At 44.9% G+C, this 14647-nt stretch carries 13 protein-coding genes and 1 pseudogene; 9 read left to right on the top strand and 5 right to left on the bottom strand.

Features of this window, described 5'->3' with window-relative positions:
• Positions 1-3 precede the first annotated feature (3 nt).
• The 5 genes from fliF to fliJ are packed head-to-tail and all read left to right on the top strand — an operon-like array spanning position 4 to position 5291.
• Positions 4-1755, top strand: coding sequence for a flagellar basal-body MS-ring/collar protein FliF (gene fliF / locus C1S74_RS25430; RefSeq protein ID WP_045398760.1), 1752 nt, complete (start codon positions 4-6; stop codon positions 1753-1755).
• Positions 1718-2737 (top strand): flagellar motor switch protein FliG, encoded by a 1020-nt coding sequence (locus C1S74_RS25425; protein ID WP_038868389.1) that lies wholly within the window; start codon positions 1718-1720, stop codon positions 2735-2737. The genes fliF and C1S74_RS25425 overlap by 38 nt, the downstream gene beginning before the upstream one ends.
• Before the next feature lie 4 nt (positions 2738-2741).
• Positions 2742-3497: a flagellar assembly protein FliH gene (gene fliH / locus C1S74_RS25420; RefSeq protein ID WP_045398759.1), complete on the top strand. Its 756-nt coding sequence runs from the start codon at positions 2742-2744 to the stop codon at positions 3495-3497.
• Complete coding sequence (fliI, locus tag C1S74_RS25415; RefSeq protein WP_045398758.1) at positions 3490-4842, top strand: flagellar protein export ATPase FliI; 1353 nt, start codon at positions 3490-3492, stop codon at positions 4840-4842. Before fliH ends, fliI begins: the two co-directional genes overlap by 8 nt.
• Before the next feature lie 8 nt (positions 4843-4850).
• Positions 4851-5291, top strand: coding sequence for a flagellar export protein FliJ (gene fliJ, locus C1S74_RS25410; protein WP_045398757.1), 441 nt, complete (start codon positions 4851-4853; stop codon positions 5289-5291).
• A 23-nt stretch (positions 5292-5314) separates the two neighbouring features.
• On the opposite strand, the gene C1S74_RS25405 is transcribed toward fliJ, so the two are convergent.
• The 3 genes from C1S74_RS25405 to C1S74_RS25395 all read right to left on the bottom strand — a co-directional run bounded on the left by C1S74_RS25405 (position 5315) and on the right by C1S74_RS25395 (position 9719).
• On the bottom strand, positions 5315-7540 hold the full coding sequence (locus C1S74_RS25405) for an EAL domain-containing protein (RefSeq protein ID WP_045398756.1): 2226 nt from the start codon (positions 7538-7540) through the stop codon (positions 5315-5317).
• A 123-nt stretch (positions 7541-7663) separates the two neighbouring features.
• Entirely contained in the window at positions 7664-8704 is a 1041-nt protein-coding gene (locus C1S74_RS25400; RefSeq protein ID WP_045398755.1) for a S1 family peptidase, read from the bottom strand.
• Positions 8705-8828: 124 nt separating this feature from the next.
• A complete protein-coding gene (locus C1S74_RS25395) occupies positions 8829-9719 on the bottom strand; it encodes a LysR substrate-binding domain-containing protein (protein ID WP_045398754.1) in 891 nt (296 codons plus the stop codon).
• A 142-nt stretch (positions 9720-9861) separates the two neighbouring features.
• Between C1S74_RS25395 and C1S74_RS25390 the strand changes: the two genes are divergently transcribed.
• Positions 9862-10800 carry a DMT family transporter gene (locus C1S74_RS25390; protein WP_045398753.1) on the top strand — a complete coding sequence of 313 codons (939 nt, stop codon included), beginning with the start codon at positions 9862-9864 and terminating at the stop codon, positions 10798-10800.
• A 358-nt stretch (positions 10801-11158) separates the two neighbouring features.
• Entirely contained in the window at positions 11159-12109 is a 951-nt protein-coding gene (locus tag C1S74_RS25385) for a hypothetical protein (RefSeq protein WP_045398752.1), read from the top strand.
• 6 nt (positions 12110-12115) lie between these two features.
• On the opposite strand, the gene C1S74_RS25380 is transcribed toward C1S74_RS25385, so the two are convergent.
• Together C1S74_RS25380 and C1S74_RS25375 are read right to left on the bottom strand one after the other, a co-directional pair.
• The gene (locus C1S74_RS25380; RefSeq protein WP_045398751.1) at positions 12116-12826 is read right to left on the bottom strand and encodes an EAL domain-containing protein; all 711 of its coding nucleotides are present in this window, start codon (positions 12824-12826) and stop codon (positions 12116-12118) included.
• 7 nt (positions 12827-12833) lie between these two features.
• Positions 12834-13049, bottom strand: a complete 216-nt coding sequence (locus C1S74_RS25375; RefSeq protein ID WP_231565511.1) for a hypothetical protein — start codon at positions 13047-13049, stop codon at positions 12834-12836.
• A 225-nt stretch (positions 13050-13274) separates the two neighbouring features.
• Here C1S74_RS25375 and C1S74_RS25370 point away from each other — a divergent pair.
• Positions 13275-13714: pseudogene (locus tag C1S74_RS25370) on the top strand (SRPBCC family protein).
• Positions 13715-13801: 87 nt separating this feature from the next.
• On the top strand, positions 13802-14554 hold the full coding sequence (locus C1S74_RS25365; protein WP_045398750.1) for a phosphatase: 753 nt from the start codon (positions 13802-13804) through the stop codon (positions 14552-14554).
• Positions 14555-14647: the final 93 nt, after the last annotated feature.

The raw sequence follows: 14647 nt of genomic DNA, 5'->3' as shown, positions 1-14647 counted from the left end.
TCCATGTCAGAACTTACCACTCAAGTGGCCGGAAATTCTGCGATGCATTCCGGCACGACACAGACGCTTTCATCAAATAATGGGATGGATGATGTCACAAATAAAATCAAACAGTTGTGGTCTAGCAGCCAACGCAATCTGGTGTTGTCTGCGGTTTTAGCCGCGATTGTTGCTGCGATTATCGTGGTCGCGTTATGGAGCTCTTCCCAAAGTTTCCGTCCGCTTTACAGCCAGCAAGAGCGCTTTGATATCGGTGAGATTGTGTCGGTACTGGAAAGCGAAGGCATCAGCTACCGCATGCAAGAGCAAAATGGACAAGTATTAGTGCCAGAAGGTGAAGTCGCTCGTATCCGCATGTTGTTGGCATCAAAAGGTGTTAAAGCGAAACTGCCTACGGGTTTAGATTCGCTAAAAGAAGACAGCTCTCTTGGCACCAGTCAGTTTATGGAAACAGCGCGTTATCGTCATGGTTTAGAGGGTGAGTTAGTACGCACTATCATGTCGCTTAATGCAGTCGCGAATGCGCGTGTGCACTTAGCGATTCCTCGTCAAACCTTGTTTGTCCGCCAGAATACAGAAAACCCTTCTGCATCAGTTATGTTAGAACTGAAACCAGGTGAAGATCTCAAGCCAGAACAAGTGGAAGCCATCATCAATTTGGTGGTGGGTAGTGTGACGGCAATGAAGGCAGAATTTGTCTCGGTGATTGACCAATATGGCCGACTATTGAGTGCAGACGTTGCCTCTGCAGAAGCGGGTAAAGTTAACGCTAAATACCTTGAATACCAAAAGAGTGTCGAGAAGCAAATCATCCAGCGTGCTTCAGACATGCTAACGCCGATTGTTGGCCCAAGTAACTTCCGCGTGCAAGTTGCAGCCGATATGGACTTTAGTCAAGTCGAAGAGACGCAAGAGATCCTCGATAATGCGCCAGTGGTTCGCAATGAACACACCATTCAAAATAACTCAATTGATCAAATTGCTTTGGGCATCCCTGGCTCACTAAGCAATCAACCTCCGGTTACGGGTGAAACGCCAACTAACGATAGCCAAAACACTAACGCGCGCTCAGAGATCAATCGTCAATATGCGGTTGGCAGCAGTGTTCGTCGTACTCAATATCAGCAGGGGCAAATTGACAAGCTAAGTGTGTCAGTCCTCTTGAATTCACAAGCATCACCAGATGGTGTGGCATGGAGCGAAGCGGACAAGTCCCAAATCTCAACAATGATCATGGACGCTGTCGGCATTTCTGCGACTCGTGGCGACAGTTTGAGTTTGATGAGCTTCAACTTCACACCAATCGAGATTGATGCGCCGCCAGCACTGCCTTGGTGGCAAGACCCAACCGTACAGCAACCCTTGCGTTATGTGATTGGTGGGATGTTGGGATTAGCGATGATCTTTTTTGTGCTTCGTCCTTTGATCATGCACTTAACTGGAGCTGATAAACCGTCACAGGAACTGGAGTTTGCTGAACCACAGGAAGAGCCGCAATACGACAATCTGCAAACGCGTGAAGAGCGTGAACGTGAAGAAGTATTGAATCGCCGACTGTCCGAGAAAGGGATTGCCGTCTCCTCTGGTTTGGACGTCAACAGCGACATGTTACCGCCAGCCGGCTCTCCACTAGAAATCCAATTGAAACACCTACAGCTTATTGCTAATGAAGAGCCTGAGCGTGTAGCCGAAATTCTGAAACAATGGGTAAACATCAATGAACACAGCTCAGTCAACGTCAAAGCAGACGCTTAGTTATGTAGAACAAACCGCGCTCGTGCTGCTGGGCATGGGCGAGGATGCCGCAGCAAAAGTGTTGCAGCATTTCAGCCGTGATGAGACCCAGCGAGTGACACGTGCGATGGCAAAGTTAAATGGCATCAAAAGTGATTCTGCTCGCGGTGTGATTCAGCATTTTTTTGAAGATTTTCGCGAGCACAGCGGCATTCGTGGCGCATCGAAAGAATACTTGTCGAACACTTTACGCAAAGCTTTAGGTAACGATTTGGCAAAAGGTCTGCTGAACAACCTGTATGGCGATGAAATTCGCAACAACATGCAGCGCTTACAATGGGTAGAGGCCGAGACATTAGCGCGATTCATTGTTAACGAACACCCGCAAATGCAGGCGATTTTCTTGGCGTATTTACCAGCAGACAGTTCGTCGGCTGTTTTGAAGCATCTGCCGCAGGATTACCATGATGAAATCGTGTTCCGTATTGCTCAGTTGCAAGATATTGACCATCAGGTTGCGAACGATTTGCACGAATTGGTGGAACGTTGTATCGAGAAAGTGTCTGCAAGCCAAAGCACCCCGTTGTCGGGCGTGAAACAAGCTGCCGACATCATTAACCGATTTGAAGGCGACCGCGCGTCCTTGATGGAAATGCTTAAGTTGCATGACGAGAATGTGGTAAACGAAATCGAAGAGAATATGTTTGATTTCATGGTGCTGGGCCGTCAGCGCGAAGAAACCATGGATGCGTTGGTGCAACAGATCCCATTGGAACTGTGGGCGGTGGCATTGAAAGGTGCCGATATCCTACTGCAACAGGCGATCAAGCGTTCTATGCCGCAACGTATGGTGAAAGCGTTGGAAGACGATATGGAACTGCGTGGAGCCGTCGTGTTGAGCCGAGTACAGCGCGCGCGTCAGGATATTATGCAGATGGTGCGCGAGTTGGATGAAGCGGGTGAAATTCAACTGCTACTCTACGAAGAGCCAACAGTGGAGTAAGACCATGGCAGAAAAAGCAAATAACACCATGCGATTACCACCAAGTGGATACCGCTTACATCGTTTTCCTCCTTTGGCGCAACCTGTGAACATCGAAGACGATTTCGCGATGGAGAACCAAGGCTGGCAAGATACTCAAGCCGACGTTCAACAACAGTTGGAAGCGGGGTTTCAGCAAGGTTTGCAGCAAGGGCATGACGAGGGCATTCGCCAAGGTATTGAGCAAGGCAAGCAACAAGGTCTGCTTGATGGCCAAAAAGAAGGCTTTCAAAAAGGATTTGTGTCTGGAGAGCAATCTGGCAAGCAAGGTTTTGTGGAAGCGGCAAAACCCGTTCATGAGTTGTTCCAAGCATTATCTCGTTGGCAAAGCGATAAGGAACAACAGCAACGCCATATGATCTGTGAATTAGTGCAGAAGGTCGCACAGCAAGTTATTCGTGCTGAACTGACTCTGATGCCACAACAGATTTTGGCTTTGGTGGATGAAACCTTATCCGCTATGCCGGGCAAAGCAGAAAGCGTGATTGTACATCTGAATCCACAAGACCTAGAGCGAATCACGCAAATCAATGCTGACTTGCCAACCGCTTGGAAGCTTGTCGCAAACGCGGAGTTACCCGTTGGTGGGTGTCAGTTAGTGACTGAGGATGCAGAAGCCGATGCGAGCTGTGACTCTCGCTTACAAGCTTGTATGGATAACGTGAAACAACACTTGCTGGATGAAGCCGTATTGCCACAGGTTGATGCTGCACATGAGTAGTACTTCCAGCCACGAGTTGTTGAACGAACGCTTGAGTGATGCACTCGCATCGCTCGATTCGATTCCGGTTGCACGAGTGACAGGGCGACTAATCAAAGTTAACGGCTTAATGCTGCAAGCCGTGGGTTGTCGATTCAAGCTTGAACAACGCTGCTTAGTGGAAACCGCAGAAGGCGACATGATTGAAGCGCAAGTCGTCGGCTTTGATCATACAGTTGCTTACTTGATGCCGATTCGTCGTCTAGGTGGTTTGTTTGCGGGAGCAAAAGTGATCCCGCTGGATGGCGATAGTACCGTTCAACTCAGCTTACAATGGCTTGGTCGAGTAGTGAATGGTCTAGGTGAACCTTTCGATGATGGTGCGCCGCTTAAAGGGGGAGATCGTGTTTCACTTGAACCAAAACCGATTAACCCACTTAAGCGACGCCCTGTCGATACCCCGCTGGATGTTGGTGTTCGTGCCATTAATGGTTTATTAACCGTTGGCAAAGGGCAGCGTATTGGTTTAATGGCGGGCAGTGGTGTCGGTAAAAGTGTCTTGATGGGGATGATCACTCAAAACACCGAAGCTGATGTTATTGTTGTCGGCTTAATTGGCGAACGTGGTCGAGAGGTTCGAGAGTTCATCGAACGTAACTTAACACCAGAGGCCCGTCAGAAAGCGGTCATTATCGCCGCGCCAGCCGATGAATCCCCTTTGATGCGTTTGCGCGCGACTCTGCTTTGTCACCGTGTGGCGGAGTATTTCCGTGACCAAGGTAAAGACGTGTTGTTACTGATGGATTCTTTAACACGTTATGCAATGGCGCAGCGTGAGATAGCGCTGTCTTTAGGGGAGCCGCCAGCGTCACGTGGTTATCCGCCTTCAGTGTTCAGCGTGTTACCACAGCTGTTGGAACGTGCAGGTAACAGTGAAAATCCACATGGTAGTTTGACGGCGATTTATACGGTATTGGCGGAAGGGGATGACCAACAAGATCCTGTTGTGGATTCCGCACGTGCGATTCTTGATGGGCATGTGGTGCTTTCACGTCAACTCGCAGAACAAGGGCATTATCCAGCGATCGACATTAACGCATCGATAAGCCGCTGCATGAACGCCTGTACCCATGAAGCGCACAGCACGATAGCGAACAACTTCCGTCAAATGTACTCCAATTATCTTCAAGTTAAAGAACTCTTGCCACTTGGCGGATATCAACCAGGACAAGATCCGGAACTGGATCAGTCGGTTTCTATGTATCCGCATCTTAGAGCGTACTTACAGCAGTCGGCAAATGAGTCTATCGATTACCCAACCAGTTTGACCGCATTGGCACAAATGTTCCAAAGTGAGCAGCAATGAGGTAGCAAATGGAGTCAAAGCTAAAAGCCGTCGGCAAGTTGCGCCAAATGGAAGAAAAGCAACGGGATAGAGTAGGGCAGCAATTAGATGTGATGCGTCAGCGTCACTCTCATCTTGCCGTTCAGTTAGAACAGCTTTCCGCTCTTAAAGTTCATGCGGGACAATCGGCGTTGACAACGCCAGTGCTCAATAGTGCCACCTTGATGAACTTAAATCGTGTCGACCAGATGCTACAAAAGATGTTGCGTCACCATGAGCAAGAACAAGCGGTAATGCAGGCTGAGTGTGCTTCGGTACAAAAGCATCTTGAACACAAACATGCTCGAGTTCAAGGGTTAGACAAAGTCCTCGAACGCTGGCGCAGCAAGCAGAACTACGAAAAATCGAAGAAAGAGCAAAAGCTGATTGAAGATATCATTAACTCTCGCTTAAAGCGCAAAATCTTATAGACGAAATCTGATAGCGTGAAGCGTCATAATGTGACCGCTTCCGACCTTGTAAGGTGTTGTCTCTGTTCTTCGATTTCAAACAATGTATTCAAATAAGCATTCATAGGTAAGGGCTTCGCGACACCATACCCTTGTGCGAAGTCGATGCCTAAGTCTCGTAGAATCAGGCTGTGTGCGGGAGTTTCGACAAATTCAGCGACGGTTTCTAAGTGCATCTCTTTAGCTACAGTCGCAATCGAACTGACGATCAAACGATCGGTCTCGCTCTCTGTGATTTCACGAACGAATGCTCCCTCGATCTTCAAGATATCCAGCGGTAGACGACGCAAGTAAGCAAAGCTTGCGTAACCGGTGCCAAAGTCATCAATTGCGATTTTACAACCGAGTTTACGTAAAAGATTCAAGGTCTCGATAGCTTGTTGTTCATTGATCAACGCTGACGATTCGGTGATCTCAAAACAAATCTTATCTAAAGGAATATCGAAGCTGTTTGCACTCTCAATGATACGAGAAGCAAGGTTTTCCGCGCTCAGCGTTTTTGCCGTAAGGTTAATCGCACAATGTCCGATCGTATCCCAGTTTTTGACTTTGTCGCTCAGCATACGGAAGGTATTCAGAATCACCCAATGATCGAGTTTGATTTCTAATCCGAATTGATTGATCAAAGGAAAAAATGCTGAAGGTGGCAGTACTTTTCCATCTTGCTCTTTTAGGCGAAGCAGCACTTCAAAACTTTGTTTACTCTCTTCGGGGCCTGAAAGTCGCATGTATGGTTGGCAGAACAGTTCGAACTGTTCTCGTTTAAACACTTGCTGAATGTGGTTCAACTTGTCGACGCGGTCCATTTCAAAAGATTGCACGTTGACCCAATGAATGCTGCTGCCGCTCTGTGGTGGTTGATCGCACAGAATTGATACGACCTTTTCAATATCTTGCCCTTGGTTAACGACCGAGCAATAAACGGTTGGCGAGACCAAGGCGACAGACGTTCCACGCCAGTAAAACTGGAAGCTCTCTAAATATTCCACGACTTCTTGAAGCTCTTGTTCTGCAACATCGGAATAGTGAGTGAAACTCAGCAACCCTGTGGAAAAAGGCGGACGATAGCAACGATTGATGCTTTCATTTCGCGAATATAAAAACTCGCTTAATTGCATGATGAGTTGTGATTTCCCCTCATGACCTAAGTCCGTCAGCATCGACAACGTTGGTGTTAGGTCGAGATAAATCAGCAATGAATAAGACTGATGGCTAATGTCTTCTTTTAATTGAGCGATGTTCGACAGGCCTGTATACGGGTCAATCCTTTCTGAGCGGATTTGTCGTTGAGTCATCTCGAAGAGCTTCACTGAGTAACCGCCTAACAAATACGCGAGCGTGGTCAATACTGCAATGATGACAAGCAGACCATAAAACTGGTCAGCATAAATTCGGTCGGCATTGTAGTGACTGATGCCGTCATGAATCACCAACAGAATGAATGGAGAGCCCACAAACAGCGGTCGAATTAATCCGTGTTTGGCTAATCCAATTACGACCAGTAAAACCGCAAAGAAGCTTAACGAGTTGAGCATAAATGAGGATGAAGAAAGAGCGGCGGCAATAAATAAAATGACGCAGCTTGCCAACCAAGCTAAATACTCCCGGCAGCGAGAGTTGGACACCCTAAGCCTTTTATCGAGTGCGAGATAAGATTGAGTGTCTGTATCGGTAATAAGGCTGACCATTACATACAAAATCGGGGTGACGAGTAATTGGGTCAAGTAGTTGCCAAGTGTAGCGTAAAACAAAAAGTCAGCACTCAAAAAGCGCCCGTCAACGAAGGTATTCACCAGCATCATTTTTATGGTATTTGCGAACGGGAACAAGCAGCCTACGATGACAAAAAATAAACTGATCCGTTGTGCGGCTGGTTGATGAAGTGAGCGGTTATTGAGGTAGTGGAACAAACTCGAAAAAACAAAAGGCAATAGAGGGACGGTGAGAGCGTAGAGTAAGGCATGTTCTAGACTACGTCCCGTTCCGATATAGTAAGCCAATAAACTCAGAATAATGGCAGGCAGTGCACGCCATTGATAGCGCAAGCAGCTGACGATCATCACGGAACTGACAACAGAGATAAGCTGAAACGCATCTTTCTGGATAACAAACATTTGCGAGAGGGCAAAACCAGCAAAGATGGACAACGTGACGCCGAGAGTCAGGAACAGCATCGCACTCATATGGCGACTCGATGCGGCATTATTCATTAGTTTGATCTGAAAATAGTTGGGTAGCCGATAATAACAGGATTATCGGCATCAAATGAACTGGAATATACGCACTTTTAGAGTTTTTATTCTACAAAGTGTAACTATGGGTGAAGCTACGTGCTACAAGGGCTGGCGGCGACGTAACCATACGAATAAGCTGCCAAGCGTCAGTAGGCCAAAACCGACAGAGCCACCATCACTGCCATTATCACCGAAGTCATTGCTGGTGGTGTCTTCTGGGTCAAACCCAGAGTCGCCTTGACTGTGATAATCTTCCCTTGCCGCTAAAGCAGCGTCGTAATTTGTCTTCGCCCCAGCACTGGTTTGGGCTTCTATCCAAGGGGTGTAATTGAGCACTTCAGTAAACACGCTTGGAATGGCAGGGGACTCACAGACCGATGAACCATAGCTGACAATGCCGATTTGTCGGTATTCACCGCTACTATCTTGATAGGTCAGTGGGCCGCCAGAGTCGCCGCTACATATCCCAGTGTAAGTTTGGTTAGGGAAACCGTTTGCACACATGCTCTCTTGCGAGTTAAAGCCCGACACAAGCGAGGCACATTGTGAATCGGTGAGAGGCTGAATTTCTGCCCAGCGCAAATAATTGGGACCCGTTGCGTCATTGGTTGAGGTTTGACCAAGACCAAAGATCTGGAAAACAGAACGATTGCTGTAGTCACCAAAATCTTGTGGCAAAGTAATGGATTGGACATTGTCTGTAATTGGTCGGGTAAGCTCTAAGATTGCAATGTCGTTAATCCATAAATTGCTTGCGTTATAATTGGGGTGAATGGTGATCGAGCGGACGTCTTTGAATTCTTCAACAAACACATCATTCATGGTTGGGTTTTTGACTAAAACTCGAAGATCATCGATTGTCCAACCATCGGTAAACACATCGGACTCTACACAGTGTGCAGCGGTCATGATGTATCTATCATTGACGATGGTACCACCACAGATGTTGGCGAACTGACTCGAGCCAGTGCGGTGTAATATCAGGCGAGCAAAGAAAGGGAGTTGATTGGCAGTGGCTTGTTGGCCGCCAATAATAAACGTTTTTAAATCAGGGTCATTCGCACTGACTACGCGTTCTGCGGAGCTTGTCATTGGCACAATGAGAAAAACGCCACTTAATAAGACATGATACAACCTCATAAAGCCATCCTTGGATTTCAAAAGTACTTCTTTTACTTTATACCAATTCCTACATTAATCTATTCACTTAGGAAACGAATAAATTTCATAACGCCTATAGGTTACTCAATAGATTGCATTTGATTTAGCTAAACTCCTGCCGTAGCCAAGATCTTAATAGGTGAAACGCTTCATGTTTGAGCTTATGCGGTGGGTATACGAAGTAAAACTGTTGGTAGGGATTAGTGATTGGCTCTCCCAATTCCACCAATTGTCCATACTTAATGTCGTCTTTTACAAAAAGGCGGTGTGTCACCAGTAACCCTAAGCGTCGCGTAGTCGCTTGGACGGCTTGAATTGACATGTTGAACGTCACTATTTTTTTGTTGTTAGGACGCTTAATGCCTGTTTCTTCCTGCCACACTTGCCAATCGTGTTTGCGACGATCATTCGTTACTTCAATGATGGGATAAGTAGCAAGCAGATGTTGGATGTCTTGACTTGCCGCGTGTTTAAGTAATTCTGGACTGCACACTAGCACCAATTCGTCTTCGCTGAGCTTTTCACAATAATAATCTTGCCATTCTTGTGGGCTGCCATGGACGACTGCGGCATCGATGCCTTCTTGCTCTAAACTGAACTGCCCAATAAGGTTGGACAAACGGACGTCTAATTGTGGTGCGAAATCTTGCAAGCTCGACATGCGTGGGATCCACCAGTGCAACGCAAGCGAGTTGACCATATTGAGCGTTATCCGCTTGGAATTTTGGTCATGAATCAAGGCTTCGGTGGCATCAACAATTTGCTCGAGCGCTGGCGCTACCTTTCGGTAGTATTTTTTCCCCTCGCTATTCAGGCGAACTTGACGACCAACACGATCGAACAAAGGTTTGTTGACTTGGTTTTCCAAAGACTTAATTGCTTGGCTGACTGCCGAATGGCTAACACTAAGCAGTTGTGCGGCTTCTGTCATGCTGCCTGTTTCTGATACCGCAACAAAAGCGTAGATTGATTTTAACGGTACTAACTTGCGCATTCGGTCCTTCACCTTTCGAATCCTGACAATGGTTTTTAAATCAATTCAATCTGTAAGTTTTTCTTACATTAGCGTTTAAAAATACTCGCTATTTCTCCCTAATGTCTTTGCCTAAAATACGCCTTGAATTAAGGAGTATCCAATGAAAGTAGAAAATAAACCTGTTGTCTTCATGTTAATGTCTACATTAAGCTTATCTGTTACTGGCTTGTTAGCAAAGCAGCTCAGCGATGATTTGTCGGTAACCATGTTCAGCTTTTTACGCTTCTTCACCCCGGCTCTCATTCTGTTGGTGATGCTTCGTTTCAACAATCTGACTTTACCGACTGCCAGTACGCTTAAACCTATTTTGCTTCGCGCTTTTTGTATTGGGCTATGCCAGCTGTGCTTTATTGCCTCGTTACAAACGTTAACTCTTGTTGAAGGCGTGGTCCTTTTCGCTACTGGGCCACTGTTTATGCCAATCGTCGAGAAGCTATTTATGCGCGGTCAGATACGAATGTCGACCATAATGGCACTTGTTATAGCATTTACTGGTGTCATTCTGTTGGCAGGCGCTGATGGTGAGTTTACATGGCGAGTCGACCTGTTATTGGGCTTGGCGGGTGGCTTGTTTAACTCGGGTTCGCAGCTGACACTTTATAAAGCCAGTAAGAGCGGCATGTCGCCACTAGAAATCAACTTTTGGACGTTCGGTTGTGCTGCTTTACTGATATTACCGCTGGTGCTCTTCAACGATGCAAATGTTTTATTGCACTCGCTTTCATTACAGGCGTTTGAGGTACCGAATACAGTGCTTGTCTTTTTGATGTCTCTTTTGATCATCAATACACAGGTATTTCGTTCGAAAGCGTATCAATTGGCTAGTAGTGGTTCGCAGCTCGCACCGCTGATATTCACCAATCTCCTGTTTACTGCAGTATGGCAATGGGCGTTTTTCGATGACCAAATGAGCCACAGCCAAATTATGGGCATAAGTCTGATTGTGCTTGCGACGGTATTGAATACCTGTTGGGTTAAGTTCTCGACTACGCTAGCTGTTCAAAAAGAATCCGGCAGATTGTCTAAACGTGTTCATTAGGGAATGTTAAATTAAAGCATCTAACAATCATTTTTTTATTCTTAATAAATAGAGTTACTTTCACTATATTTTTACTTAGCAAATTATTTTTATTTGCACAACCTCACCTAGCGTGCACCATATAATACCGTTACTAAAAGCAGAGTGTGTTAGCATGAAGATCTTACTATCAGAAACGCTGCTAACCTGATTCATTACCACATTGGTGTAATATTCACGCTTTACCTAAACCTATTGAATTTGAGTTTCAAATCAGATAACGAATAAATAATATGAGTTACTGCATGAAATGTTATTGGAGATAATTTGAATGCGATAGGTCGATAATAAATATAAATACATTCTTGACGGTGAGGTTATGAGTTACAATTTTGAAAGGGAACTTGCTTCTTGGCTAGAGGAGCGAGGCATTTCTAGAAAAGAGTTGATTGCGATATTACAGCAGTCATATTACGATGACTTTAAAGGTTTAGATTCAATTACGCTCAGTCGGTGGCTGACTGGTAAAGTTGTCCCACCCCTGTACAAGCAGTTTTTGATTGCCAAATCTCTTGAACAAGATCTTGCAGATATCATTATTACGATTGATGAGAATGAGCAAAAGAGCCCATCTCGTTACTCGGCAGTGCTGACTAACCTTATTAAGGGATTTGATTTTTCTTTGACCGCACTGTCTTATACTCGCGTATCAGAGACAATTACCAGTGAAATAAAATCTCACACTTATTATGAACATATCGAATTGTTCCATGATTTCTACGACAATGTGTCAGCATTACGTGGCTTTATTGACGATCTATATGCCATGAAAAATGATATCAAGTACAATGGTATCCTATTAAAAAACAGTCAGGGTGAAGTCGTTGGACATTGGGCATTCATTTTAGACTTGGAGAAGTTAGATAACCTCCGTTCTTTCATCTCTATTCCAGAAAGTGAATTAAAACGTAGCTGTTTAGTAAAGCTAGGTTACGCTATGAACTCCACTCACTTCTTTGAATTGGTTGTTCAAGCAATTTGTTATTATTTAGTGGAACAATATAAGTCTAAAGATTATGCCTATATTTTTATTGCCGGATATCCAATTTTTGAATTTGCAAAAAAGATATTTAATGCTGAAGAGGTGAAATATTATCCACCAACAGATAGTACACAGAAAATTGGCTTGTATCTTGTTAAGCTTGATATTATTCGATCGATTGCGAACCCTATTTTAATACCAAAAATCAAAAAGAAACTTCGTTGTTTAAAGTTGTGTGACCATGTAGATTGTAACTTGTGTAGTATCAAGAACTCTCGTCAGGATTAAGCCTCCTCAAAGACTCACATAATGGGTGGTATACAAGAACCCCTGTAACCCCCAGAATGGGACGTCGTTTTGAGTGATTTGCTTGCGTTCCATTTTCGTTTCAACTCGCTCAATGATTAATTTTGTGCGAGTTCTCTTACTTAGCTTAAGCACTCTGCTATAGAAATTGGTTTCAGCAGAGTGCTCTACCTTTATGAAGTGATAAAAACCAGATAATAATTCTTGTTCTCTGAAATCAGATTCCAAGTCGTAATCATCTGCTGCCAACAATACTTTTTGTTTTTGCAGAAACTCAAATCCTTTCTTTATGGAAGCGCAATCTTTACATGAGTCTCTCTCCGTAATTTCAATAACTAAGTTCGCTTTTAGTGCTTCTAGGCTGTTTTTAAGAATGACGATGTCACACAACAAATATTTATCGCAAAGATTACTACGCTCTAAGTTAATGAATAAATATTTTCCCTTAAAGTCGAGCGAGTGACGAGTAATGTACTTGTCTAACCGTGCAATTAAGGCTCGGCTCATATGAGGGTATTTGATTTCTCGATTGTACACTTCGTTTGCGGTTTTTTTGGACAGGTTGCTAGGATTGATAAGGACCTCATAACCTAGATTTTTCCCAACGGCATCCACAATTTCTTGCAGTTTGTAATTGATGTCAGTTAGGTTGATGCCGTTGTTTTTCTTGTTTAAGTAATCTTCAATCAAAAAACACATGTTTCCACTATTCCATTTTCTTGAACATGATGTCGATGAACTCCATCTCTTCAGCAGAGATAAGTGGTGTCTCATCGAGCAGCGCTTTCCTTCTAAACTCAATTACGCTTTTGATTTCACGTAATTGCTCCGGCTTCATTTCATTTATGCGTTGCTTTATGTATTGAAGTTCGCCGTTTTCTAAGCCATTCATGTTTTGTCCGTTGTTAGTGCTTTGCTTCATGGTTGTCTCAATCTGTAAGCCCAGTTTAATCGAAAGGGTCAAATATTGAGTTGGCAGGATTGTATTAAAAATGCACTAACTGCTAAACGTCATCCTGATGGGGCTTTTGTATGCCAAGTTGTACCGTTGATGTCGAGCTTCGCAAATATCCTGACAGTTATTGTTGAATTGGTTGATTTTTGATCAGAATGAACTAGCGTCAAGAAAGGTGCAGAGGGAGAAAACATGCTGACTTTAAATTATCACGTCGAGATTGCAGCCACGCCGCAGCGCGTATGGAGCGTGCTGACGGATATCGAATTGTACAAACGATGGGCACAAGCTTTTTCACCGCAATCTCAATTTGATGGTGACTGGGAAGAGGGAGGGGATATTACGTTTTACGACCCAGACATGGGGGGACTCGGGCAGTAGTGGACACTGTTTTGCCACTGCATAAACTTGAGTTTCATCATGTTGCCATCTTTAACCCAGACAATAGGCAGCAATTAGACGCTGACTTGGCTTCTAAGTGGATCGGATCACGAGAGATCTACCAGATCGATATGCTGCAAGATCGCTTGTTGCTCAGTATCACCATTTCTACCCATAGTGATTTTGTGTCGATGTTCAATCATGGTTGGGAGAAAGCATTGCCGCTGATTAAAACTATCTGTGAGGAATAAGATTAGATTTCGTCCCAATATTGGGCTGACGACCGCTTCCCTGTGGGTATACAATAGCCGCCAATTTGCGCACCAAGAGAGTTGATGATGGAATTTAAGGTTGATACCCACACGCATACGTACGCCAGCGGTCACGCATACAGTACGTTGATTGAAAACGCAAAATCGGCAAAAGAGAATGGGCTCGATATGTTCTGTACTACCGATCATGCTGAATCAATGCCGGGTGCGCCTCATTACTGGTTCTTCTCTAACCAGAAAATTCTGCCGCGTTTTCTTGAAGGTGTTGCCATCATTCGCGGCGTTGAATCCAATATTATGAACACCAAAGGTGATATCGACATTCCAGATAGTGTCGATCGAAATTTGGATTGGGTAATTGCGAGCTTTCATGAACCAGTGTTCCGCCCTGCTGACAAAGCTATACACACCGAAGCGCTGTTGAACATCATCAAAAACGGTCGTGTTGATGCGCTAGGCCACTTGGGTAATCCAAACTTTGACTTCGATTTTGAAGCGGTGCTGAAGTGCGCCAAAGAGCACAATGTCGCAATTGAGATCAATAACACCACGCTGAAAGGTAACAGCCGTGTTGGCAGCGTAGACCGTTGCCATGAGATTGCACAAATCGGTAAAGAGCTCGGTGTCTTCTTCACCACAGGCAGTGATGCGCACTTTTGCCACGATGTGGGTAACTTGAGCTTGGTTGGTGAGTTAATGGACAAAGTCGGCATCGACAGTAGCAAGGTTATCACCCACTCAGCACAGCAATTCTTAGCCTTCTTAGAGCTGCGTGGCCGTATGCCAATTGCAGAGTATGACGAGATTCGCAACGCATAAACTTGATTACATTTTTGGTTATGCAAGTGTTAAGGGATTGCTTTACACTGCTCGCATTAAAAAGCCGACTCAGAATTCGGCATTCAATGGAGA

Source organism: Vibrio hyugaensis (assembly GCF_002906655.1).
Lineage (GTDB): Bacteria > Pseudomonadota > Gammaproteobacteria > Enterobacterales > Vibrionaceae > Vibrio > Vibrio hyugaensis.
The sequence above is the reverse complement of the archived record's forward strand: the minus strand, read 5'-3'. Positions and strand labels throughout refer to the sequence as shown.